The organism is Kibdelosporangium phytohabitans, assembly GCF_001302585.1.
GTDB lineage: Bacteria > Actinomycetota > Actinomycetes > Mycobacteriales > Pseudonocardiaceae > Kibdelosporangium > Kibdelosporangium phytohabitans.
On sequence record NZ_CP012752.1, the window covers coordinates 1000813 to 1025273 of the forward strand.

The 24461-nt window shown below is 64.4% G+C and carries 19 protein-coding genes and 2 pseudogenes; 8 read left to right on the top strand and 13 right to left on the bottom strand.

Annotated features, from left to right (window positions below; genetic code table 11):
• Window positions 1-252: 252 nt before the first annotated feature.
• A complete protein-coding gene (locus AOZ06_RS58710; RefSeq protein WP_218921934.1) occupies window positions 253-630 on the bottom strand; it encodes a transposase in 378 nt (125 codons plus the stop codon).
• Window positions 631-885: 255 nt separating this feature from the next.
• The gene (locus tag AOZ06_RS58715) at window positions 886-1773 is read right to left on the bottom strand and encodes an ISL3 family transposase (RefSeq protein ID WP_335338362.1); all 888 of its coding nucleotides are present in this window, start codon (window positions 1771-1773) and stop codon (window positions 886-888) included.
• A 152-nt stretch (window positions 1774-1925) separates the two neighbouring features.
• On the opposite strand from AOZ06_RS58715, the gene AOZ06_RS04620 reads away from it, so the two are divergent.
• The 3 genes and pseudogenes from AOZ06_RS04620 to AOZ06_RS59615 all read left to right on the top strand — a co-directional run.
• A complete protein-coding gene (locus AOZ06_RS04620) occupies window positions 1926-3026 on the top strand; it encodes an IS630 family transposase (protein WP_054296418.1) in 1101 nt (366 codons plus the stop codon).
• Window positions 3027-3140: 114 nt separating this feature from the next.
• Window positions 3141-4031: pseudogene (locus AOZ06_RS59610) on the top strand (IS701 family transposase).
• 211 nt (window positions 4032-4242) lie between these two features.
• Window positions 4243-4470: pseudogene (locus AOZ06_RS59615) on the top strand (hypothetical protein); the annotation flags it as partial.
• A gap of 76 nt (window positions 4471-4546) precedes the next feature.
• Here AOZ06_RS59615 and AOZ06_RS59620 read toward each other — a convergent pair.
• The 3 genes from AOZ06_RS59620 to AOZ06_RS04645 form a co-directional block, all read right to left on the bottom strand.
• Window positions 4547-5743 (bottom strand): hypothetical protein, encoded by a 1197-nt coding sequence (locus tag AOZ06_RS59620; RefSeq protein WP_179950805.1) that lies wholly within the window; start codon window positions 5741-5743, stop codon window positions 4547-4549.
• A gap of 537 nt (window positions 5744-6280) precedes the next feature.
• Window positions 6281-6910: a hypothetical protein gene (locus AOZ06_RS55840; protein WP_157232821.1), complete on the bottom strand. Its 630-nt coding sequence runs from the start codon at window positions 6908-6910 to the stop codon at window positions 6281-6283.
• A complete protein-coding gene (locus AOZ06_RS04645; RefSeq protein WP_054288282.1) occupies window positions 6910-7545 on the bottom strand; it encodes a hypothetical protein in 636 nt (211 codons plus the stop codon). The genes AOZ06_RS55840 and AOZ06_RS04645 overlap by 1 nt, the downstream gene beginning before the upstream one ends.
• Window positions 7546-8041: 496 nt before the next feature.
• On the opposite strand from AOZ06_RS04645, the gene AOZ06_RS04650 reads away from it, so the two are divergent.
• From AOZ06_RS04650 to AOZ06_RS04675, 5 genes are all read left to right on the top strand, one after another.
• The gene (locus tag AOZ06_RS04650) at window positions 8042-8791 is read left to right on the top strand and encodes a hypothetical protein (RefSeq protein WP_157232822.1); all 750 of its coding nucleotides are present in this window, start codon (window positions 8042-8044) and stop codon (window positions 8789-8791) included.
• 264 nt (window positions 8792-9055) lie between these two features.
• The gene (fxlM, locus tag AOZ06_RS04655; protein ID WP_257721457.1) at window positions 9056-10291 is read left to right on the top strand and encodes a methyltransferase, FxLD system; all 1236 of its coding nucleotides are present in this window, start codon (window positions 9056-9058) and stop codon (window positions 10289-10291) included.
• Between the two features lie 933 nt (window positions 10292-11224).
• The gene (locus AOZ06_RS55845) at window positions 11225-12688 is read left to right on the top strand and encodes a hypothetical protein (protein WP_157232823.1); all 1464 of its coding nucleotides are present in this window, start codon (window positions 11225-11227) and stop codon (window positions 12686-12688) included.
• Between the two features lie 428 nt (window positions 12689-13116).
• Entirely contained in the window at window positions 13117-13413 is a 297-nt protein-coding gene (locus AOZ06_RS04670) for a hypothetical protein (RefSeq protein ID WP_054288287.1), read from the top strand.
• Between the two features lie 554 nt (window positions 13414-13967).
• The gene (locus AOZ06_RS04675) at window positions 13968-16598 is read left to right on the top strand and encodes a DEAD/DEAH box helicase (protein ID WP_054296419.1); all 2631 of its coding nucleotides are present in this window, start codon (window positions 13968-13970) and stop codon (window positions 16596-16598) included.
• A gap of 149 nt (window positions 16599-16747) precedes the next feature.
• Here AOZ06_RS04675 and AOZ06_RS04680 read toward each other — a convergent pair whose 3' ends face one another.
• From AOZ06_RS04680 to AOZ06_RS04705, 8 genes are all read right to left on the bottom strand, one after another.
• Entirely contained in the window at window positions 16748-17956 is a 1209-nt protein-coding gene (locus AOZ06_RS04680) for an AAA family ATPase (RefSeq protein WP_054288288.1), read from the bottom strand.
• Entirely contained in the window at window positions 17953-18900 is a 948-nt protein-coding gene (locus AOZ06_RS53465) for a bifunctional DNA primase/polymerase (RefSeq protein WP_083471508.1), read from the bottom strand. The genes AOZ06_RS04680 and AOZ06_RS53465 overlap by 4 nt, the downstream gene beginning before the upstream one ends.
• Window positions 18901-19034: 134 nt before the next feature.
• Window positions 19035-19193, bottom strand: a complete 159-nt coding sequence (locus AOZ06_RS55850) for a hypothetical protein (RefSeq protein ID WP_157232824.1) — start codon at window positions 19191-19193, stop codon at window positions 19035-19037.
• Between the two features lie 304 nt (window positions 19194-19497).
• Window positions 19498-19773: a helix-turn-helix domain-containing protein gene (locus AOZ06_RS04685; protein WP_054288289.1), complete on the bottom strand. Its 276-nt coding sequence runs from the start codon at window positions 19771-19773 to the stop codon at window positions 19498-19500.
• A gap of 187 nt (window positions 19774-19960) precedes the next feature.
• A complete protein-coding gene (locus AOZ06_RS04690) occupies window positions 19961-20659 on the bottom strand; it encodes an AAA family ATPase (RefSeq protein WP_054288290.1) in 699 nt (232 codons plus the stop codon).
• Window positions 20660-20679: 20 nt separating this feature from the next.
• A complete protein-coding gene (locus tag AOZ06_RS04695) occupies window positions 20680-21720 on the bottom strand; it encodes an AvrD family protein (protein ID WP_054288291.1) in 1041 nt (346 codons plus the stop codon).
• Window positions 21720-23198: an MFS transporter gene (locus AOZ06_RS04700; RefSeq protein ID WP_063809963.1), complete on the bottom strand. Its 1479-nt coding sequence runs from the start codon at window positions 23196-23198 to the stop codon at window positions 21720-21722. Before AOZ06_RS04700 ends, AOZ06_RS04695 begins: the two co-directional genes overlap by 1 nt.
• A 344-nt stretch (window positions 23199-23542) precedes the next feature.
• Window positions 23543-24355: a helix-turn-helix domain-containing protein gene (locus AOZ06_RS04705; protein WP_063809964.1), complete on the bottom strand. Its 813-nt coding sequence runs from the start codon at window positions 24353-24355 to the stop codon at window positions 23543-23545.
• Between the last annotated feature and the right edge of the window lie 106 nt (window positions 24356-24461).

Below are 24461 nucleotides of genomic sequence, written 5' to 3' on the forward strand. Positions count from 1 at the left end.
AATGGCTCCGCGCTGACCGAGATCGGCAAAGACACCGCCGGTCGCCGTTACGCGTTCGGCGACGTCGGCATGGGATGGGACGGAGCCGCTCTAGTGTCCTGAGTCGTTAGTTACTTTCCAGGTTGGTACCGTGCGGTATAGATGATGGTCGTGGCCGAAACTTGCGCAGCTGGAGCTGAGTCAGGCCGAGCGGTGATGGCGCTAGCCGATCGTGGTCCTGTCGCTGATTGCGTGATCAACATTCGGGTCCGGTCAGACGCGGCAGAGGATCTTCTTACGGAGCAAGTCGAACTTCGCGCGCCCGTACATGCTTCTCTTGACGGATTTCAGTCGTGAGACGGCGCCTTCGACCGCTCCAGAGTTGTGCTTCATGGTGAGCCCGTTGACCACTGCGGCGTGGTCACGCGCGAGTCCAGCGGTGAACGAGTGCAAGTGCGGGAAGTCATCCGCTTCCACCGCGGCGATCCATTCGTCGAGGCGTTCGCCATGCAGACCCGTCATCATCTCCGCGAAGGACGCGACGTGGTAGGCCAACCTCGCCAGGGCCGAGCTGCGGGTCAGGACCTCGTTCAGGCGATCGCGCTCCCGGTCGTCGAGATCGTCGGGATGGTGCAGCATCCACCGGGTCACGTCCCGGACCTTCGGCGGGGCCGGTGTGGCAGGCGGTGCGGCCCCGACTGTCCGGAAGAGACGAAGGTAACGCGTGAGAGCTGGATAGCTGCCGGTGTACCCCTGCTCGCGGATCTCGGTCAGCAGCACCGTCGCGGTCGTGCATCCCTGGTTCCATCGCTCGCGCAGGTACGGTTTGAACCTCTCCAGCGGTCCAGGACGACCATCCCGCTGCTTGACCAGCAACTCCTCAACGCTCCCAGCCCGAGCAAACCGCTACACGGTTTTCCTGTCCAGCCGCAGCGACCGGGAGATCCCACTGACAGATTCACCCTGCGCCAACAGTAGCTGCACCGCCTGGTAGTGCTCACGGATACGGACGACCACGGCGTGCGCCTCGACGCGGTCGACCTCCGCGGCGATCGCGATCTGGTCGACGTCCGTCGAGGCGGCAGAATCTGTGGCAGGCTCTGGGATTTCGTGTTCGGGATCGCGCAAGTCGTGGCGATGTTGCCTGATCGTTTTCTCGACATAACCAGCCAGCCCATGCCACAAGTGCCAGCGGTCGGCTACTTGCTGAGCATCGGGTGCACCCAAGCGTGCGCCTTCGGCATACGCGCCAGCACGATCACGACACACGATGGTTACGCCAGAGTGCGCGCGCAGCCACTCGGCGAGGCTTTCCGCGGTGCGATCGGCAAGCAGGTCGACGGGGCGGTGGGTGGCCATGTCGAGCAGAATGGTCCCGTAGGTGTTGCGGCGTTTGAACGCGAAGTCATCGACACCCAGCAAACTGACCGTCCCGATGGGCGGGTCAGGGATGGCGCGGACCAGGCGCAGCAACGTGTCCCGGCCGGTGACCAGGCCGAGGCGGCCTGCCAGCCGAGCTCCGGCGCGAGCGGCCACCGCCAGACCGATGGATTCCAGCATCGCCCGTAGCCGCGGGCTGCGTCGCGCGTGCGTGGTGGTCACGCCGTCTACCTGCTCGGCGAACGTCCTGGCCGAACAAGTCTTGTTGTCGCAGAAGAACCGGCGCATCCGCAGCCACAGCACTACCGGCACTCCGGCCGCCGGCACGTCGGCCACCCGACGGTCATAGCGGCTATGCACCGGCCTGACTCGACCCCACATGATGAACAGGCACCCACGCTCACCTTGGCACATGCCCAGATCCGCACGCCGCCCGGAGTCTGCGCGACCTTCTCGCCCGCCATTCCAGCCAAGTGCGGCAACAGGTCCGCTAACCACTCGTGATCACACCAAGATCATCATCGCAGACCGGTGGGACGAGGTTCGCACCGGATCCAAGGAAGTTGATCACGCAATCAGCGACAGGACCAGAATCAATTAGCGCCATCAAGCGGGACGCGTTGCAGGGGTGGGCGCGTCGCGGGAAGACCGCGCAGGCGTTGGCGATGCGGGCTCGTATCGTGCTGGCGTGCGCGGAGGACCTGTCCAACAGTGAGGTTTCGCGCCGGTTGGGTGTCTCGCTGCCGACGGTGGGTAAGTGGCGCAAGCGATTCGTTGAGCACCGCCTTGATGGTTTGTCCGACGAGCCTCGGCCGGGTGCGCCCCGCACGATCACCGACGCTCAGGTCGAGGACGTCATTACCAAGACCCTGGAAGAACAACCTGCCCGCCAGGACAGCCACTGGTCGACCCGATCGATGGCCACCGCGACAGGGATGTCGCAGACAGCGATTTCGCGTATCTGGCGGGCTTTCGGGCTCAAACCGCATCTGGTGGACACCTGGAAGCTGTCGACCGACCCGCTGTTCATCGACAAGGTCCGTGACGTGGTGGGCCTGTACCTGGAGCCCCCGGACAAGGCGATGGTCCTGGCGGTGGACGAGAAATCGCAGATGCAGGCGCTGGACCGGACCGCGCCGATGCTGCCGATGATGCCCGGCACCCCCGAACGTCGAACCCACGATTACGTCCGGTACGGCACCACGAGTCTGTTCGCGGCGTTGGACATCGCCACCGGCAACGTGATCGGTCAGCACCAGCGCCGCCACCGGCACCAGGAGTTCCTGCGGTTCCTCAAAACCATCGACGCCAACACGCCAGCGGAGCTGGATCTGCACCTGGTGTGCGACAACTACGCCACGCACAAGACCCCCGCGATCAAGAAGTGGCTGGCCGCCCATCCGCGGTTCCACCTGCACTTCACCCCCACCTCGGGCAGTTGGCTCAACTTGGTGGAGCGGTGGTTCGCCGAGTTGACCAACCGCAAACTCCGCCGCTCGGCCCACCGCAGCGTCAAAGCACTGGAAGACGACGTCAACGCCTGGATCACCGCATGGAACGCCAACCCGAAACCCTTCGTCTGGACCAAGACCGCCGACGAGATCCTCGCCAGTCTCGCCCACTACTGCACCCGAATCAATAAAACAATTAACGACTCAGGACACTAGTAGTGCTTTGTTAGGTCTGGTGTGAGGGTGTCGGGCATGGTGTGATCTTGTTGCGGGGTGACTCCGGAGGAGATGGGCCTGGTTCGGCCGGTGATCGAGGAGTTCGCTGGGCGGATGCTGGGTGGGTTGGCGCGGCGGGATCAGCGGGCCAAGGGTGAGCTGTATCTGCGTGGGTTGATGCTGGATGGCAAGCGTCAGTCGATGCAGCCGATGGCTGAGCGTCTCGGGGTTGAGCATCAGCAGTTGCAGCAGTTCGTGAGCACGTCCACGTGGGATCACGTCGAGTACGGCGGCGGATGGCGGTCTGGGCGCGAGAGTTCATCGACCCGCGGGCACTGGTGATCGATGACACCGGATTCCCCAAGGATGACAACGATTCCCCGGGTGCCGCCAGGATGTACCGCGGCGCTTTGGGCAAGACCGGGAACTGTCAGATCGGGGTGATCGTGCACGCGGTCACCGACTGGGCCTCCGCCGCGCTGGACTGGCGGTTGTTTCTGCCGGAGTCCTGGGACGAGGAGAAGGCCACCGACGAGCAGGCCGCGGCGGAGATCCGGCGGCCGGCGCGGAGTGCGATCCCGCAGGAGGTGCGGGGAGAAATGGCGCCTCGCACTGGACATGCTCGACGAGGTCACCGGCGAGTGGGGCGTGCCGCGCAGGCCGGTGGTGGCCGACGCCGACTACGGCGACGCGACCGAATTCCGGCTCGGTTTGAGCGACCGCGAACTGGTCTATGTGCTGGCGGTCTCCCCGACCGCGACCGTCCACCCGGGTGCACTTGACCCTTCCGCACTTGACCGCATCACCTGGCCCAAGTATGGGCGGCCTGAGAAACGATGGCAACTCCGCGGAGATTCATCCTGCTCGCAGGTGACGACGCGAAGGCGACGTGTGCTGAGTGTGACCCTGTCCGACAGCCGTGCCCGCCGGCGGGCCTGGTCAAACCACCTAGATGGGCTTCTGACCGTTTCCAGCGGCCGGACCTCCGACAGCCAACCGTCATGACTGCCAGCGGAGATAGACATTCCAGGTAGGTGGAGAGATCGGTCCGGGTAGGTGGACACGTAACTCCCGGGCCAGCGGACAGCAGATCTCCGGTCGAGGTACCTGAACAGCCTCAACAGGCGGAATCCCTCCGGTCGCCGCCGGGCCGGATGCGGATGCCATACCTGCGCAAGGCCACTCCCGATGTCCTGGCGGCCGCGCGAGCGCAGCGGTGGGATCCGCCGAGGTCTGCGCGTGTTGCTGTCGGAGGAAACCAGCGGCCGCAACAGCGCGACCCGCGGACGCGGCGCGCGATCTGCGGACGCGGCGCAAGGCCGCGAACTTTCCCACGGGCAAGACATTCTCATCCTGGCGGCCGGAGCAATCCTCGATCCCCGAGCCCACCCAACAATCGTTGATGACTCTGGAATTGGTCGGCAGGCATGAGAATGTGGCTCTGGCCGGCCCGTCGGGCACCGGGAAGTCGCACTTCGTCGAAGCCCCGGCCTCTACATCCGTTCTGACACGGCTGAGGCTTACTCTTCAGGTCCGAAGAGGTCAGCGCCGGTGTTCCAACGGCGCCCTACTTCAGAGTCCGGTCGGTAGGACACGACAACTCGGAGGGGAATGGCGAGTAGGCGTCCGCGGCCGATGGCTGCCCAGATCCAGGGTTCGTCGTCGTCGACAGGGAAGTGGCGGTGTGGCGTGAGGGACACGACTGCTTCGGTGCGGACGGTGTCCGCGTCCGCGAATGGTTCCCAGGTCATCCACCCGCTGCCGCCGTCGCTGCGGTCGCACGCGGTGAGCAGTGCGGTGTAGGAGGATTCAGGGTCGGAGGAGTTCGGCACCCAGAGATCAGGGGCTGTGCCGGTGGCGGCTTGTCGGGCCAGCGCGACCACGTCACTGCCGGGCGCCATGGTGGTCAGCGGCGCGGGCGAATCCACGACGTCGGCAGTGTCGAGGGCTCTCATGTCGCTGGCCTTGCTGAACCGGGCGACCAGGTCGTGCAGCACGTGCTCTTCCGGGGTGGTTTCGGTATAGGGGTGCACGATGCTGGTGTCATTGAACGGGCTGAACCAGTGCTCGACCGGCGAGACGTCGATTCCGAGGCGCGCCTGCAAGCCAGGATCGTCCTCGATCCCGTCCATATCCTGTTCGTACAGAGCCTCGAAATCGAGGTCTTCGAGAAAATATTCCTCGGGGTGCAGCCACGGCTGTTCCAGCCCGGCCAGCTCACACAATTGCAGGGCGAGCTCACCGATCGCCTGGCGGATGATTTCCTCCGCGGTGCACGCCGCGGGTTCACCCCCGGGGTTGGCCAGGTCGTAGGCCACCTTGACCGCGGTGACCATGGTGTTGCGGAAGAAGGCCAGGTTATAGGCGTATCGATGCCGGGGTGGGAACTCCTCATAGACGAAGGAGCCGTCGGCGAGGTCGGGATCCGGGAGGCCGTCATCGTCGAACTCAACGTCCTGCAGATCGGTGATACATCGCTCGACCACCTGGTTCGCCGCCGCCATCATCGCTCCGCGTCGAGCATGCGCGGCATCCCGCTCATCAGCGGGAATATCGGCGGGTAGGTAATCGTGGTATTCGTCATCGGTAACGTTCTCGTCATCATCGTCACCGGCATAGAGGGTGAACACCCGGAGTGGCAGGCTGGGAATTCGCACACGACAGGAATCGTTGATCAGTCCTTGTCTGAACTGCCGCTCATCATCCGGTTCGGTCACAGCGATTCTCTTCCCTGACGCGTCAGTCACCTGAGCGCCAACCATACCGGCCCGCCAGTTCTCGCCATCGGGTGCCAGGGTCGACGCAGTTAGTCACGCGGCTTGATCGGCTTGCTATCCACGGTTTCCCGTCACGCTCCCTGTCACGCCGCCAGGCGCTGACGTGGGGTGACTTGTCCTTAGTGGACGCCGTGAACGTGCGCAGTGGCAAGTGTATCCAACACACTGCGCCTCCTTCTGTGGCCATCTCTTTGTCATTGTACGAAACCGTCACCGGTGCAGTCGTCAGACATCCGTGGAAGGTTCAGGGTTCTAACCGGCATTGGCCTGAGCTCCCGTAGCTTCATCACCTTGGAAGTCCTCAGTGGATGTAGCTGTCCCAAGGTAAGTCTGTCCATAGATGATCGGATTCTGAACTCCATGAACGGTGGGCAATGTGGCTACCCGTACCGACCTTGAAAGTGCTTGTCGTGACGAGTTCAGTCAACCGCACGTTTCACTCACCAGATGGGCTGGCGCGGGTTGACTGCTTGAGCGCTAGTCATCTCTGGCCCTACTTTGCCGAACCGGCAGCAGTCGATCGGCGAAACGATGTCCCAGCGCGAGGCCGATCCCGATGACCAGCCCTGCGGCCAGGTTGTCAATCGTATGATCGGCGAGGGTCCTGTAGCTCTGCTGCAGGGGATGCGGATAGCGAGGCGGTGCTGTGGTGGGCTCGGCGTCGAGCATTTCACCGTTCGGCCGTGGCAACCGACGAACGTGATTGGCGACTTGTTCGAGCTTCGAACTTATGGGTTGCCCTTCCCAGATCACCACGTCGATGCGAGCGTACCCATCGTCGGCCAATGCGGTGAAAGCGCGATCGCCGGAGCAGACTGTGAACAGTGCACATCCTTGGGCTCGCATCCGCTTCGCGTGAGCGAGCAAAGCGTTTTCCGCAGCGTCCGGTCCAGGAGGTACCCGAAGGGGTGCGACACCCAGCCAGGCGAGTGCCGATGCTGTGTGGTCGTCCTCGGCGTCGTCAGCCGCGTATGCGGCCACGGCATGATGGCGTGGTTCAGTGGCGTTTAGTAGGGAGGTAATTCGAGTGCGCAGAGTCCTTGGTTTCGGCCGAAACCCCACCACGTTTTCCAGGTCGATGAGGACCAGTCGGTCTGTCGGCAACATCAGCGATTAGGCTCTCTTCGTTCTTTTGGGCTTGGCGTTTTGCTCGATTGCCGACGCGGCATACCAACCACGCCCAGATCACGGGAGCTGGTAAGGAACGACCCCAGCCGGCCTTCCCAGCAGCTTCCGAGTTCGTAGGCGAGTCGGGTGCCGTGCTCGCACGCGGCCCGATCAGTGTGATTTGCGGCGTGCTCGGCCGCCAGCGACAGCAAGGTGTTCAGCTCCGAGACCAACGCCAGGATGGCGCGGCGCACAAGTCCCGCCGCAGATCGGTCCGCGGGTTGGTCCGGGTCGTGGTGAGCGGCAGCCCGGTCGTCAACGGGAATCTGAACGTTGTCTGGCACCAGGCCATGCACGGTCTCGGAGACCTTGTCGATATACGGCAAGGACGGTGCGTCGCGCAGCCGCGCGGACACGGTCGCTATCACCGCGCGGGCATTTCTGGCCAGTACAGCATCATCCACGCTATCCCGTGAGAGAAAGCCACCCGCCGCCTCGGCGGTGCCGAAGCCGTGCCACGCGGCCAGCAACGACGACGCGGTGTCGGTCGGATCTGTCGACCGCAGCCGAGCGATTGCCTCGGCGATCAGGTGCAGCGCGGTACGTGGATGATCGGCGAAAGAGGCGGTAGTCACGGCCGGACCGTAGTCACCGAGTCCATGACACGAACGAGTGATACCGGCCAGAGTCCCGGTTGGTACATCGCCAATCACATAGCAATCAAGCGTCGCGATAACGGAGGTTCGCCAGCGGCTCCATCGGATCACCTGGGACGCACGGCCAGGATCGTCGACTGGAGTGATGGACGTTCCGTACGACGTGGTGGAGGTCCTGACCCACTTGCCTTCGCCAGGCCGTCCGCCACATGGCGGAGGCGGGGTCAGCACGCGGTGGTGGTGGTCTCCAGGCAGGAGGCAATCTGGCGGCGCGCTGGAGTCGCTGGATGTGGGCTGGATATCAGCGGTCCAAACCGCATCATGATCTGGAACGTGAGCGGATCCAGCCCATGGTGCGCCAGCCATGCGCGACGTACCCGCTGGTTCATCCAGGCACGCGAGCACCGATCAGACGTGGGTTGTCCCGATGCGGCCACCCACGGCCGCTGTCGGCCTGAGCCGCTACAGTCAGCGTGTGACGCATCACAGTGCCGAACCCGACGGCCTTCGCGAGTCACTGCTCACCCAGCTCGAGCACGTACAACTTCGCCTGCACGGCGAAGCTGCGCTTGTAGGGGCTGATGAGACCGATCCCGGCACACTCGACTGGAACGCCTCGGCATACATTTCGATCTTCGCCGACGAAGATGAAGGCAACCACCCCTGGCACGCCGCGGATGGCGTGGCGCTCGCCCGAACCACCCGGAACAGCGACCACACTGAGCTGGTCATGTTCGAGGCGGACGGGTTGATCGTGGACCTGCAGCACGTTGACGACGTGTTTGACGCGTTGGACGCACGCAGTCAGGACTACGCCGACTTCATCCCGATCTTCGGGCGGACCCATTCGTTCGGCATTCTCAATTTGGTCTCTGACCTTGAGGAAACGCTGGAACCAGGCGGCAACCGAGTCGTGATCGTCGACCGAGTCCGCCTCGCCCCGGCCTGGCGAGGCCTCGGCGGCGTCGGGCGATTGTTGACCGGACGCCTACTGCGCTGGGTTTGCGACGACCCCCAGGTCGTCGTAGTTCATCCGTTCCCGACTGAGCTGGATCAGGACGCTCTTGACGATCCAGCTGTGTTCGACCCCGCGATGCAACGAGTGCGCCAGGTCTGGGCGTCACTGGGATTCGAGCGACACACGGACGATATCTGGTTCATGGATCCACGTCTGACCACTCACTCCGACGCGCTCGCAGCCTTCGCACGGCGCCTGAGGCTGTGACGACAGCGTCGACCCCAGACCAATTCGTCTAGACACGATGGTCAACTGGACGCTGCGGACCACACCGCCACGGTGACGGTCGGCAGGGCCTGGATTTCCCGCTGCGCCAGCATCAAGCGTCGCCGTTTCCACAGTGGAACTACATAGGCGGCCCCAGTTTGACCGCGGGGTTGAGGTAAGGACCGATGATCAAGCTGGCGGGCTAGCACGGCTGGCCGGAAATAATGTGCTGCCTTCCAGTGTGACCGAAAGGTATCCCTTAGCGTGAGCTCAGCGTCGACATCACCGGACTCCTTGCGAGAGGACATGATCCTCAAGATCAAAGAGGCCGGTTACTCGCTTCGCGCTGATGTCGAACAGGCATTGCGTTCGGTCGAGCGCCACGTCTTCGTGCCCGGTAGCTCGCTCGAAGAGGCCTACGCCAACGACATCGTCGTGACGAAACGAGGACCGGACGACCAGGTCCTCAGCTGCCTGTCGCAGCCGTCGATCGTGGCACTCCAGCTTGAGCAGTTGGAGGTCCGCCGCGGTCATCGCGTGATGGAGATCGGCGCCGGCGCCGGGTACAACGCCGCGTTGCTCGCGCGCCAGGCCGGTCCGGGCGGTTTCGTGACAACGATTGACGTCGACGCCGACATTGTCGAGAGCGCCAGCGACCGGCTCGCAACCGCCGGTGTTGGCAACGTGCAAGTGGTGCTTGGGGATGGTGCCCTCGGCTACCGGCCGAACGGGCCGTATGACCGGATTGTCGCCACCGTCGGCGCGTTCGGCATTCCCGACGCCTGGCTCGCGCAGCTGACGCCGACGGGGCGGCTTGTGGTTCCGTTGCGGCTGCGCGGAAGTGTGTCGCGCTCCATCGCGTTCGAACGCTGCGCCGAGGGGGTGTGGCGCAGTGTCGACCACCGGATGTGTGGGTTTGTGCCGCTGCGCAACGGCGTCGCGGACGATCCCAGACGGGTGATCCCGGTGACGGCCGATCGCACAGTTTTGCTTCAGCTGTATCAGGAACACACTATGGATCCGGCAGGTGTGGTGGGTGTGCTCGACCGGCCTCGGTCCGAAGTGTGGACGGGGGTGACATACAGGCCGCGTGAGTCTCTCGAGTGGCTGTATCTCTGGCTAGCTTGCGTTTTGGACACCAGCCTGTGTCTGCTGCGTGTTGACCCCGCTGCGGTCGACAGTGGCCTGGTGAGTCCTATGTTCGCCCAAACGACGATGGCCATTCCGGGGCCTGGCGGGCTCGCCTACCTCACCTGGCGGCTAGTGGATCGCACTGAGGACGGTGGAAAGATCATGGAAGTGGGCGTCGTCGGACATGGCGTTGCAGGTGCCGAACTCTCTGGTCGTGTCGCGGAAGAAATTCATGCCTGGAGCGAGCGCTACCGGCACTGCACCGTCCAGTTTGAAATTCCGTCTGCGGGCACCGGTGCGTCGAATCGATGCAGCGGACGTTTCTTCCTCGACCGACCGCATCGCTCCCTGATCGCTATCTGGCGGTAGACGGATCGCCGACCTTGCCTAACTGCTGAGCTGGCGCGGAGTGCACAACGGCATCCTCAATGTGTCGATCGGGCCTGAAGGGCCGATCGGTCTGGGTCACTCGTCACCGGCTTGCCGCTGATGCAAGGGACGACTCCAACACGGCATGATCGCGATATGCACGAGGAATTCTCTGCGGCGGACGGCCGACGCGCTCACATGACCGCGTGGCTCTCGACCATGGACAGCACCCATCGGGCCCGCGGGGTTCCGCCCGGCTGGAAGTACTCGTCTATCGAGCACCTCATGCTCACCTGCGGCTACTGGACGCTACCCACACCTCTGCCAATGGGACGTGCATTCGGACCCGAGCGGCAATGCTACGCCAACGCCTCGGCCTACAGCGAGATCCACGACGTTGCGTACACCGAGGGATATGCCTTGTCCACCAGCGGCGTTGTCTACGCCCATGCATGGTGCGTTGACCAGCACGGCCAGGTACACGATCCCACCTGGCGCCATGGAGGAGTCGCATACCTTGGTCTTTCGTTCTCAAAGAGCTACGTCCACGACTGCAACCAACGGTCGGGGGCAGCATGCCTTGTACACGACCCTCATCTCGACGACTATCGCCTTCTGCGCGAGGGACTACCCGCGGATGCCATCGTATCGATCGGGGAGCCGGTAACCAAGACCTCCACCACGCGCCACTGACTTGATGCGATTCCGCGTTGAACACAAGGTGTCGTCGCGACGCCACGATGAACAACTGACCAGATTCACTTGCTCCTTGGCTGTAGTTTTAGCGTCGGCGACGCTGGCCGCCAGTAGTTTCACCAGCCGCTCCAGCGCGCCGCCAGGGGATGCTCCGACACTGCCACGGAGACCTTAGGCCACGTTGGTGATTCAGCGAGCCGAGTCCCGACCAGCCTTGAATTGGTGCCGTCGCATGAGATGCTCACCATCGTGAAGCAGGCCGATCTCAGCGTTGGAAGCGAGTACGCCTTCCAAACCTACAAGCCGTACGACGCCGCCCCAGTAGCCGCACGCGTACGCGTGATCTCCATAGATGGCCGCGGCAAAGTGACCGTGAAGGTGTCAGACCCGGGTGCCAAGGTTCCGAAGGACAGGTGGGGGGCACGATCAGTCAAACGAAACGAAAGGCTCCAGGTCACCACGCGCGACATCATCTGCCCGTGGGAGGAGTGGGCGGATCGGGCCGCCTCCATCGGCTCCGAACTTGCGGCACGAGCTGCAGCGCAGCGCTCGAACTGGAGCGAACACGAGCGGCGTCGCGCCGATCGTGTGGTCGTAGATGCCAATCGCATGTTGCCGGATGAGTACGACGAGCAACATTTCTATGAAGACACAGACGCCGAAGAACGTGCGGTGCTGGCCGACGAGTACATCAGGACGCGAGGCCTCGGTTCCTTCGCAACCGCCGACAAAGTGAGGCCACTTCTAGTTGACCTCCCGGTTCCCGTACTGCGAGACATTCTCGCCGCCGACGCATATCAGCGCTCCGGTGCTCCCGGCACGGTCGCCGCTGTCTTCACACGCGCGGCAAGGCTTCTCGAGACTGCCCGCATCACATCCCGGGATGTCCCGCTGCCCCATCAGCTGTTCGGTGAGGCCGATGCTGCGTACGTCAACGCCATTCGAGACGATGTCGCCGCCTCCGGAGGACAACTGCTGTTGCCACCTGTGCCCTCCCTGCCCACTTGGGTGGACGAGGAGGAGCAAGCCATGGCACCAACACTCGGATGGATCCGCTTGGTCATCGGCGACACCAGTGGCCAACGCCTTCACTCGCCAGGATGCAACACCGTGCGGTCCCGCCCGGCCGTGTCGGCCGAGCACGCACCATGGTGGCAGATAATGCTCGAGTCACCTCATCGGCTCTGTGGCGTGTGTGGGGGTCCAGGTGCGCGGGACCTCCTTCCCATCGCTGGGTTTGTCGCCGCAGTGGACGTGTGGGATTCCCGTGGACGTGACCGAATCGAACGATGGCAACAGGCAGCCTTCCAACGGTTGCTGTCAGCGACTGCCATCGCCCGAACACAAGTGCCGGAACCAGACATCACGCTAGCTTGGCGAATCGTCTCAGCCCTGACAGAGAACGCACCTGCCGAGGACGGATGGGCCGCGTACAGGCTGACAGCCGCGACGGACTGGAACCGCTTGGAGAAAGAGCTTGAGAAACTAACACCATCGCAACTGGAGGCAGCACGAGTCCTCGCGCGTGACCGCATGGCGACACTGGTGGCCACCCTCCCGCCATCGCAGCGCCCACTACCGCTGCCACAGTCTGTTGGCGTCACAAAACTGCGCGAACGATACGCACACCTCAGGGAGCTTCTCGAAGAGACGGTGCCACAACTGGATCGTCTTCTGTTCACCTTGCCAGGCGCCTACTAGGATTCACGGTTCCACTGGCCAGAAGGGTACACCCGCACAATGCGGGAAATCGCCTTCACCGTATTCAGTGAGTCCACAATTTCCATCACAGGAATAACAGATCGGCAAACTTGGTAACAGCCCGATGGTGTATTTAGATATCCACCAAATATAGGACTACGACGTCGGGATGACGCGCCCTGGTGACCTTGCTGGAGACCGCAGGCTCCACCAGACCACCAGGGCTGGATTCGCTGGAGGATGGGCGACCCAATCCAAGAACCAGCCAGCGCTGGTTACCTCGGCAGCGCTTGGGTGCGATTGGCTGGGGCTGATGGGAGACCTGACAGCTTGCTCCTGCGCTCGCCGTTGCTCCGCTGGGCACCGCTACAGTCAACTCCGCGCACAGAGAGGTGCTCCCCTCAACTTGACCATCAGGAGCTATCCGGATGACCGACCGTTCCACCCAGTTGCCGTCCGAACTGCTTCGAGCGGCCGTCAGGAAGCTCCAGGGTGATGGCCATGTCACGATCCAAGGCCCGATTCCGACAGATGTACGCGACCTCAACCTTGCCCCGTTCGTTGAGCTGCTGCTCGACCACGTGGCGATATACAAGCTGTACGAGCGGCCGGGGCGGACTGAGCAGCAGATTGCCGAACGAGTCGCGCCCGCAGATCGCGCAGCTCTTCAGTGCGCTCGCACGATCCTGGCATCACAACCGCAGAATCTGGTGACTAAGCACTAGTTCTCAGCACACGTCTGTTTGCGACGTGTCAGGGCAATTCTCTGCATGGTCATATGACAGGGCCGTTGCGTCGGGTTGACAGTGCACCGTCATGCCACACGCTCGACTGTTTGGCGAAATTTACCCTGAGTAACCCCCTGTGTTGTTTCGCACCCAGCGGATTGATATCCAGGTAATACCGTTGCGCGCCAGGTATCATGGCGATGTTCGCCTCAGTCGTTTCTGCGCATTGACGATGTTCTTCCGCTGCGTGCGAGCGGAACTCGGGTGCGTGGCCTGTGGGAAGGACTGCCGTGAGTGCGTGGGATTCCATGCAGACACCGCCGCCGTTGTCCATGCATCCTGACGGCCCGGGGATGAGTGTCCGCACGATTACAGGGCCGCCCTCGTACGCACGCGCCCAACCTGGTGGCAGACAGTCTCGTCTGGAGGTGGTTTCTCCAGGTCTGTCCACCACTGCTCCTACGCTGGTGGAGGGTCGTCGCCTGTTCTGGTGCTCGACGACGGATCCCGAGTTCGTAGTCCCTCCGCTTTCGGCTGATGTGGACATCAGGGTGATCGTGCCGGACAGGCCGGACTTCGCGCGGGCGCGTGACAGGCTGACGGAGCGGGGTATCCCGTGGCGCGCTGTACGGTACTGGTACGAGGACGAGTTGGTCAGCTCTGTCGGGCCGAGGGGTGAACTGATTCCATTGGCGGTCACGACAGCGCTGACACGACTGGGCGGCGTGGGCGCGCGACCAGGATTTCAGCCTGGTGGCGCGTTCGACGCGCGTGATGCGTTCGCGCTCAGGTGGGACGCGCACGAGCCTGTGCAGCTGGATGGTGGTCCACTGGTGTCTGCTGGAGACCTGGTTCCCCCGTCCTGGTTGCCGTTTCTCCCGCATCACCAGTTCAACAGGGCGCAAGCGGAGGCGGCCCCGATCATCGTCGGGACCGATGGTCATGTCGTTGTCGCGGCGCCGACCGGTGCTGGGAAGACAGCGATAGGGATGCTGGCGGTGTTGCGGACCGTGCTGGAGTCTGGTCGCCGGGCGATGTGGCTGGTGCCGCAACGGTCGCTGGCTGATGAGCTGGATCGTGAGCTGGAGTCGTGGCGCCGACGAGGGGTGAATGTCGAGCGATTGTCAGGGGAGTACGCCGTCGACGTTGACCGTCTCCACGAGGCGGATCTGATCGTCGCCACGACGGAGAAAGCGGAAGTGCTGTGCCGCGCCAGTTCTATGCAGAGCATTCTCGCTGAGGTGGGGTGTGTCGTCGTCGACGAAATCCACTTGCTCGGATCCGGACAGCGGGGGCCGCTGCTGGAGGCGTTCTTGGCGCGTATCCGTGGCCAGGAGGCGGCGGTCCGCGTGGTCGGGCTGTCAGCGACAGTTTCCAACGCCGAGGAGATCGCCGACTGGCTGTCCGCGACGCTGGTCCGGACTACGTGGCGGCCCTCGCGGTTGACGTGGCAGCTGCCCATGCTTCCGGCGACTACCGACCCTCGTACGGCCGGCGAACTTCGCGACCGTGTGGTCGTCGAGCTTGCGCGTGAAATCACAAACGACGGCGGTAGTGTCATTGTCTTCTGTGGAACTAAACGGACTGTCCGGCGCACCGCGCTCGCGATCGCCGCTTCCCGCGGCGTCGCTGTCGGGGGAGTGAATCCTGACCATGCGGCTGGCATCTACCAGGCTAGTGCGGCGGCGGGTGTCGGCATCCACTACAAGGACTGGGACCACAAGAACGAGGCAGAGAAGAAGTTTCGCGACCGCGATTGGGACGTGCTCGTGGCGACCACGACCGTCGCGGCCGGCGTCAACCTGCCCGCGCGCGCCGTGGTGATCCGAGACACCCACGTCGGCCAGAACGAGGTCGACATCGCGACCGTGCTGCAGATGGGCGGCCGCGCGGGCCGCATCGGAGCCGGTGAGCGAGAGGGCTGGGCCTTCCTGATCACCAGCGAGCACGAACGGCATGCCTGGCAACACGCCCTCGTCGAGGGATACACCGTCCGGTCCCAGATCAAGGACAGCCTGGCGGATCACGTTCTCGCAGACGTGCTCCAAGGCCGAATCACCACCCTCGAGGACGCCACCGCGTGGTGGCGCGGCACACTCTGCAAGCACCAAGGCGACCACGACACCCAACCCGTGCTCGACGCCGTCAATTTCCTACTGCGCGCGGGATACCTCCGTGCTGAGCGACGGGACGACCAGGAGAACGGCCTGGCGGTGACCGAGCTGGGACGGCTGACCGCGAGGTTGATGGTGGGGACGGTGATCGGCGCCGACATCAGCACCCGGCTGCGCCTGCTGCCGGTCCCCGAGAACCCAGACGCTGCGGAAGAACAAGTGATCAGCGCGATCGCCGAACTCGTGCCCGAGCTGGCGAACGCGCCGGTTGCCGAACAGGACCGCCCGGCCGTCGCGACCATCCTCAAAGCAGGCGGGCGCCGCGACTACATCACCAGCACCACGGCGGTGACCGGGCTCGGCTCCGCGCGCTACAGCGCACCGGGAGATGTCGCGCGTGCCGCCCTGCTGCTTGTAGCGCGATCACCCGACTTGTTTACTGGCCGTCGGCGCGCGGTGGCCGGGCTGCCGGTCGGGAGCCTGTATCCCCTGTTCGAGCAGGCACCGCGCTACCTCCTTTGGCTGGCAGCGCAGGGTTTTCTGGCCACGACGCATCCGTGGGTCGCGATCGTGGCTGCGGATCTGGGGCGGCGGGTGCGGTGGCGCCAGTGCGGGCCTCGACGGGGTGCTGGACGCCTGTTGTGGATGTGCGAGCAGATGGCCACCCCGCTGCACGCACCCACGCTGGTGCCCCGGATGTGGGACCGCGCGGTTCGTGGCGATGTCAGCGACCCGGACTGGCCACACGCCACTCCACCGGCGCTGTGCCAGCTCGACCCGGCCGCGTATCTCGGCCTGCTCCGCGATCGTGCCACCTCTACCGTTCTCGCTGCGGATCCCGAGACCGCGACGGTGGATCAGCTCACAGCCGGGACCCTTGTGACCTGGACCGGTAACCGGGTCGCCTCGACCGCTGTTGCTGGCCGAACCACCGCCGAGTATCCAGGGCTGGAGGACGCGCAACCAGGCGACATGACCGGGGCTGCGGTTTTCACACGCCGAGGTGACTACCACGCCACCGACTGGCTCGCGGCCTACCACACGGCACACCTGCCGACACCAGCCTGACCGTTCGCGCACCTGCCACTGTGGCCACCGCAGGAGTCAGTACGGCCACGGGTGGCCACACTGTTGGGACCTGCCCGGTCTCCTCTTCGGGGCCCAGATTGGCCAGAGTGGCCACACGGGTACGGCCCTAGACTGGAGAGGTCTCGCGGTCATGTCGTTCCACGACTGTCCACGTCTTGGACGTTGGTGTCGTGAGCGTTGGCGTCGTTCAACGCCCAGGACGCTGTCGCGGGAAAACCTGCGCGGATGCTGGCGATACCTGCTTGTAGTCGCGCCCGACGCAGCGTCCGGTCGGCGATTCCCTCGGCGCGAGCGGCCTTGCGAACCTCGGCCAGCGGCGCGACACCGCCATGGTCTCGCAGGAAGTTGCGAAGCCACACCTCGGTGTCGGTGTGGTCCCGGCGGCTGTCGGGCAGCTCGTCCGCCGCCGCGAGCAGCTCAGCCGCGGTGTAGGGGATCGGTTCGCTGTCCCACTCGACCCGCGCGCACCCGTGCTCGGGGACATCGACGAGCCGAAACGCCAAACTGGGCGGCGTCGAGGCGATGTTGACCTTGGTGGGAGCGAGAACTGACCGCGTCTGCTCGCTGGGGTCCCGCGCCACGGCGAAACCGAGCCGGGCCGCTCCGATGATGCCGATGGACCCGCCGCCCCGGTAGATCGCGTGGTGCCCACCCGATTTGTTCCAATGCCGAACCAGCACCACGGCGACCCGGAGTTGTTCGGCCATGCGTGTCAATGGGGCCAAGGCTCGCCGGATCTCGGTGTCTCGGTATGGGTTGATGTCCGCGCCGAGGTAGGCCATGAAGGGGTCGACAACTACCAAGGCCGCGTTCGTTTCCTCCACTGCGGCACGGATGCGGCTACTGTCGCGTGGCAGTGACGGTAACCGTTCCCAGTGCTCGCCGCAGGTGGGGTCGTGCTCGCTGATGCCGGTCAACGCGAAGACATGTGTCGTGTCGGCGCCTGCGGCGTCCAGCCGCGGCCGGATCGTGTCATGCAGCCCATCTTCTGCTGACATCATCACGACTCCCGCGGGTGCGCAGCCGGGTTGTCCGTCCGGCCAGTCCGCTCCGGTGGTCACGCGCGCGGCGAGGTCACTCATCATCGTGCTCTTGCCGAGATTGGGGTCTCCGTCGATGACGTGGAGCTTGCCCGCAGCCAGATAGCCGGGCCATAGCCACTGAATCTGCTCTGGCTCGACATCGGCCATCCGCACCAGCGTCGTGGTGCCGTTCGACGGGGGTGGGGTGCCGCGCGGTGGGGTCGCGGCGGGGATCCCAGTCGTGACGGTGGCCAGGATCCCGGCCGCCGTCGCCGTCGGGGTGTGACCGTTGCGGTGCACCGGCGCTTCCGTCATCGGTGACCACGCCGGGGTTTGCGCATACCACTGTCCATTCCGGATCGGATTGTCCTGACGCATTCCTGGTAAGAGAGCCCGATGTGAAGTCCGGCACGCAGAAGAGCCGCGCTGGCCGTATCGGTGTATACCAGGCCGTCGGCGGCGAGTTGTCCCAGTGCGAACGCTGCTACGTTGAGCGTGTCGTTGCGCTCACCGACCTGTGCCGATAGGACTCGGTCTAGTTCGCCCAGCAACGCGGCGTCTCCGTAGGAGCTGGGGTGTGCCAGTCCACCGGCGAGCACGACATGTGATCCTGTGACAGGCACAGTGAGGCCGGTGCTGGTCGAGCGTCGCATCCGCGTGGCAAGCCATTCTGGCAGCGGCCGCGGTGGTTGATCGTTGACGACTTCGTACGTGGTGCCGCGCACCCGTGATCCGGCTCCGACGACGTAGCCTCCGCCGGCCCGGACGTCCACGAGCCAGCCGATGCCCCGGCCTCGTCGTCCTGCGCTGTTGCGGATGGGCTGTCTGTCAAGCGCCTGGAAGTACAGATGGGTGCCCCCGGACGCTGTGCGCACAGTGTGGGTGTCGAACGGACTCTCCTGTCCCGCCTCCACGGCGAGCCGACGAAGCACATCCTCCCCCGAGTAGCACCCAGTCCACCGGGACGGTGCTTGTTGACCGTCTTTCGCCTGGTCCAGATCAATCACGACCAGGCCGGAGGGGCCAGTTGCGATCGCGATGTTCCAGGCGCGACGGGCCCAGGCCTGCTGGATTAGGCTGGTGTCGCGCGTAGCGAGTTGCTCCCAGCCAAGGTGACCATCGACGCAACGATCCGTCCGGGGACATTTCTCTTCCCCGTGTAAGGCTGGGACTTTCCGGCCCGGTTGTAGCGGGAAGACGAACCATCCACGTTCCGCGGCGTGGAGGGCAGCGTGGAGAAGTTTGAGGCGAGGGTTCATGGTGTAGGCCGTGTCGGCGGGTGGGAAGGTGTGGAGTCGGCCGTGTGTATACGCGGCGCCCGGTTCCGGGCACGGCGGCGGCAGTGTGTCCGGTCGTGGTGTATCGGGATCGCGGGACCTGGTGTGGTGGTGGGTCAGTTCTCGGCTCGGTTGCAGCGGCACAATCCGGCACGCCACTGGTCTACTTCGGCGCCGAGCTCGTCGAGCTTCGCACGCAGTTGACCATCCACGGTGGGGGCTTGGTGATCGACGGTCTGGGCGATGTCGCCCAGATGCTGCGCCAACCGTGTCACCCGTGTGCGGTAGTCCAGGCGTCGGAGCTCGCGAGATGATTGGGGAGCGGTGACGCGGACTGGGTAGAGGGAGCCGACTGTGGCGGACGCCGCGTCTAGTAGGTGATCGAGCAGATGTCGGCTGATCGACACTTGTACGTCGTCGTTACGGGGATTGCTCACGACACCACATCCTCTGGCGGGAAGGAACGATCGCGTTCGGCGTGGGAATGCCGCAGACCGTGTGGCGATGGCGGCAGAGACCCGCAAGGCGCGTAAGGACGGGGAGGTCGACGCCCTGGGGTCTCTGCCTGCTTGAGGGCCTCTACGAGGCGGGCGCGGAGAGCGGGTGCGTCGTGGCCGGTTCGACGAAGTCCTCCGCGAGAACGACTGTCTGCTGGCTCATCGCCGCTTCTTCCATCGCGGTGATGGCGCGTGCGGGCACCACGAGCCGGTTCCTGATGCGGATCGCGGGGAACTTGTTCGCGTCGATCTGGCGGTACAGAGTCATTTTCGATGTTTTGAGCAGCTTGGCTGCCTCGTCAACGGTGTAGAAACGGGGCTCGGTAGGTTCGTTGGTTTTGCCGCTGTAACAAGCCATTGTGTCCCCTGACGTAACTTGATGCGCTGAGGTTAACTACGGCATCAGTGCGCTACAAGGCTTCTGAGTGTGTCTGGCGTGGCCTCTTGCAGGCCACGCCAGACACGGTTCACCGCGGTTCGGGTCTCACCGTCTCCTCTGCTCGTGGTGATACGTACACAGATCGAGAGTGGCCGCACCCGTAGCGCTAATGATGGCTGAGGTGTTGCCCTTCGGGTGTGGTGTCGAGCAACGCGTACTCGTCCTCGGCACGGGCGATGGCCTCGTCGATGCTCGAGGCCGGGGTGAAACCGTAGATGTCGACAATGGTCTGCAGCCGATCGGCCACCGACCCGGCCACGGTGTAGTACGGGATCTCCAGCTCTCGCAGCGTCCTGAGCATCAGCTTGTCAGCGAGCGCACGGAACCGCTCGGACACGGGCCGGTGTCCATCGGCGACGAGAGGAAATTCGATCGGGAGGTGCACGAAGCTGTCATAGTTGGCTTTGGCGTGTTGTTTCGCGGGCACGGCCATCTGTTCCAGGACCTGGCCGTAGAACCGAATTTCCTCAGTCAGCGGTACGTCCGCGAGCTCGACCGTGTCGTTGGGGTTGATCCCGACCAAGACGCGTACGGTGCCGTAGGCCCACTCGTGCAACGACGAGCCGTCCGATACGAACCCGTTCGGCAGGGCCGCTTCGTTTACGGCCCGCTCTTGGTTGCGTCGCATGATCAACATGATCAGCTCGGCCGGAGTGCACTCTTCCAGCGTCTTGCCTGGCACGGAGATGGGGAGCAGGTCGCGCATCGTGGCCGCCGCCGAGCGCGGCAGGCCAGTCAGATGGGCCAGAGCTATTGTGGTCAGTGTTTTGCCGACGGAGTACGTGCCGGCGATGGCCAGTCTCATGGTGTGGTCACCTTCTTGTGTCACAGAGCGGCTGATGGTGCTGCGTGGGTAGGCAGCTGGTGGGCGACTGAACACGTGATCGCGATTCGGCCGAGCGTGGCGACGATGTCCGCGCGTCGCCACATCTCGTTCTCGCGGTTGCGCAGCAGTTGCGCCTCACGCAGCTCGACGGTGGCTCGGTGCGCCTCATCGCCCGGCGTGGCTGGTGTGCTGGCCTGCCACCGTGTTGAGCGCATCCATAGCGTGTGCGACTCGGTGCGGGTGAGTCCATCCAGCTCGTACAGCAAAATCTGGCCGAGCTGCAGAACTACGACGAACGCGTCGATCAGTCCGATCGAGGGTTGGAACACTGCTTCGAAGCCGTGTCCCGGTGCCGATAAGCCGTCCCAGGGCTCGAGCCGCACGTGTGCGTCCGCCGTCAACCGGTCGGCCGGGATCCGGACATCGGTGACCTGTGGTGCACGAGCTCGATAGGCCGCGCCGACCACCCGGCCGTTTACACCGCTGATGGGATCGGCCACGGGCACGGCCAGCGCTGACGGTGCGGTGGGGTGGTCCAGCTCGAGCCGCAGAGTCAGGGTGCTGACGGTACATTCGAGCGTGCTGACAGACCGGCCGGAGCCGGACGGTGAGCGTGCCACCTCTGAGCGCCACAACACCACCGGCACGGCCTCCAGTTCGTCCTCGACCGCCGCGCGGCCTGCCCTCATTTGGACGTCACGGATCCAGCTCGACCGCAGCGCGTCATCGCTGAGACCGACGTTGCGGGCCATCCACAGCTCGGCGAGGCGGACACCGAGAACAAGGACATCGATAGTGGACAGATGCGGTCGCTGATCAGTGCTTCCCTTGCGGGACCAGTCGCGCGGGTACTCAACGGCTGCGGACGCGATCATCAATGGGCCACCGTCCCCGTCCGCTGAGTGGACGTCGGTGAACCGGTGGTCCACCGCTCGGTACCCCGCACCGAAGAATCGCGTCTGCGCGTCACCGAGGTAGTCCTCCACGCTCGGTAGCACCAATGCGCCGTGTCTGTCGGTGGGGTCGTTCATCCAGGACATCAGTTCTCCTTCATGGGTTCACGCGGGGTCGATGGGTCGGTGCGCGGACGCAGGGGCGCGAGGTTGTCGGCGTTGCTCGCCGCGGTGATGGTGGGCTGCGGCGCACGCAGGAACGCGCTGATCGCCAGCGCGCCGACGAGGATGATGAGCCCGTCGATGAGGAAGCCCAGGGTCGTGCCGGCCAGGACCCCGTCGCGGGTGGCCACGCCGTCCTGCAACGGTCCGTACTGGGTCGCTGCGATGGTCGACATCACGGGGATGCCGACGGTGAATGCGACCTGCTGGGTCATCGTGGCCAGTCCGGTGGCCAGGCCCTGCTCGTGGTCGGGGATGCCTGAGGTCGCCACGACGGTGTACGAGACGATCGCCAGAACGTGTCCGAGGCCACCGATGAAGCTGGTGACCAGCACCATGACCACGCCGACCAGCACGGTCTCGGTGAGCCAGACCAGCACCACGGTGTTCGCGGCCTGCACCAGCAGGCCGCAGACCAGGGTGCGCTTAGCGCCGATCCGTTCGATGATCGTCGAGGTGATCGTGCCGCCCAGAAAAGCGCCGATACCGAGGCAGCCGAACATCAGACCGGCTTGCATGGGCGTGAGCGCGAGCACCTGCTGCATGTACAGCGTGAGCAGAAACGCGACGGCCGATTCCATACTGAAGGTGATGAGACCGCCGAGGTTGCCCCACCGCACCGCGTTGCTGCGCAGCACACGGACCGGAGCCAACGGAGCCGAGGCCCGCAGTTCGATCGCGTAGAACGCGATCAGCAGAATGATCGCTGCCGTCAGCGAGATCACGGTGTCCGGCGAGGTCCAGCCGTGGCGTTCCGCGCCGGTCAATCCCCACACCAGCGCAAGCAACCCGACCGTCACAGTCGCCGTGCCGGGCACGTCCAGGGGAAGGCGTTCAACGGCGCGGGACTCGACAATGAGCACGGCGGCGGCGACCAGCAGCACAGCGCCCACGGGAACGTTGATCAGAAACGTCCACCGCCACGACCACACGTCAGTCAGCACCCCGCCGAGGACCGCACCCGACCCGAACCCCAGCGACAGCAGCGCTCCGTTGAGTCCGAGTGCGCGGGTGCGCAACGGCCCTTCGGGAAAGCTGGTGGTGAGCAACGCCATCCCCGACGGGACCACGATCGCGGTCGCCAAACCTTGAGCAACCCGGGCAATCACCAGGACCAGTGGTGTCGTGGCGAACCCGCCCACCAGGGACGAGGCGGTCAGCAACGCCATGCCGGTCAGGAACAAAACCTTTCGTCCAATGAGGTCACCGATGCGCCCGAACATCAACATGAAACCGGCCGCGGTCAGCGCGAACGCCGTGATGACCCACTGGACAGTGTCGAGACCGAACCCGAGTTCGTTCTGCAGTCGAGGCAGTGCGACCGTGAGAATGGAGAAATCGAGGGCGAACATGAACTGCGCACCCAACAGGACGGCGAGGACGGCTTTCTGTTTGCCCGTCATATGAGCGGAATGTGGCATGACACGAGCGTCGCCCGCTCCAGCTTCACGGAACAGTGCTTGAGCGTCCTATTGGTACGACCAACACCTACCCATGCGGGCAGCCTCCGTTGCGGTGAGGCGGATTCTGGGATCGGCGCGCGATAGCGCGTTTCACCCGATGTGGCGGGCGCTATGGCACTTGTCTCGCCAGTGGCACGCCGGGCACGTCTGATCGATCCTGGTGAGGCTGACACCATCATCGATGTACGACGTCCGGCTGCGGCGTGTACACGCTCGCGAAACCTTCTGATCACACGTCCCCGGTCGGGTCCGTAGGAGGTGGATGCTTCCGCGCGACAGCGAGGTCACGCTCGTTCTGCGAGGGCTCCGGAGGGTGCGTCATGGCAGGGGAGGTACACCACCATCGTCAACCCGGTTCTGTCGGCGAACCGCAGCGACGTCCACATGTACTTCTGTGGGCCTGTTCCGGGGTGAAACAAGCTGTCGGGTCCGCAAGCGTCGTCGGTGACGAGGTGTTGCGCCCACAGCTGGGCGAATGCCGGGCTTGTGGTCACCAATCGTCGAGTCAGACATCTGAACTCGGGGTCGTCGGGATAGCGAGACGCCTGTGATCGGAACCGCCCCGTCAGCGTCGGCGCGGCCGACTCCCAGAGCGGATACAGCGTGCGCGCGTGAGGGTCGGTGAAGAAGTGCTCGACAATGTTGATGCGACGTTGCGTCGCTGCCCACAGCGTGTGGAATTGGTCATTTGCTGTGATCACGTTCCAGTAGCGGTCGAGGACGTAGGCGGGGCCCTGGTTCCAGTTGTCGACGTAGGGGATCAGCTCCCGCTTGTCCGGAGTATATCGCGCATCGATGTAGTCGGCGTTCAGGCCCGCCAATCGGCGCATGTAGATCCGTTGGTCGGCTGAGAGGCCGAGGACGCGGGCGATGGCGTCGAGTACCTGGGCGGAGACGTTTGCCCGTCCTTGTTCGATCCACGTGTACCACGACACACCGACGCCGGCGAGCAGCGCGACCTCTTCGCGCCGGAGCCCTGGTGCGCGGCGCCGTCTGTCTGTAGGCAAACCGACTCGGCTAGGAGCGATCTCTCGCCGTCGCGCCGTGAGAAAGTCTCCAAGCGTTGCGAGTCTGTCACGTTCACTGTCCACCTTCATGGCCAATTCCCTTCGCTGGCGTGGGAGAACCGCGGATGATCCGGCCCGTCAAACCGGGCATCGCAACACGACGCTGTCCCCGCCGCGTCGATTGGCGGGGACAGCG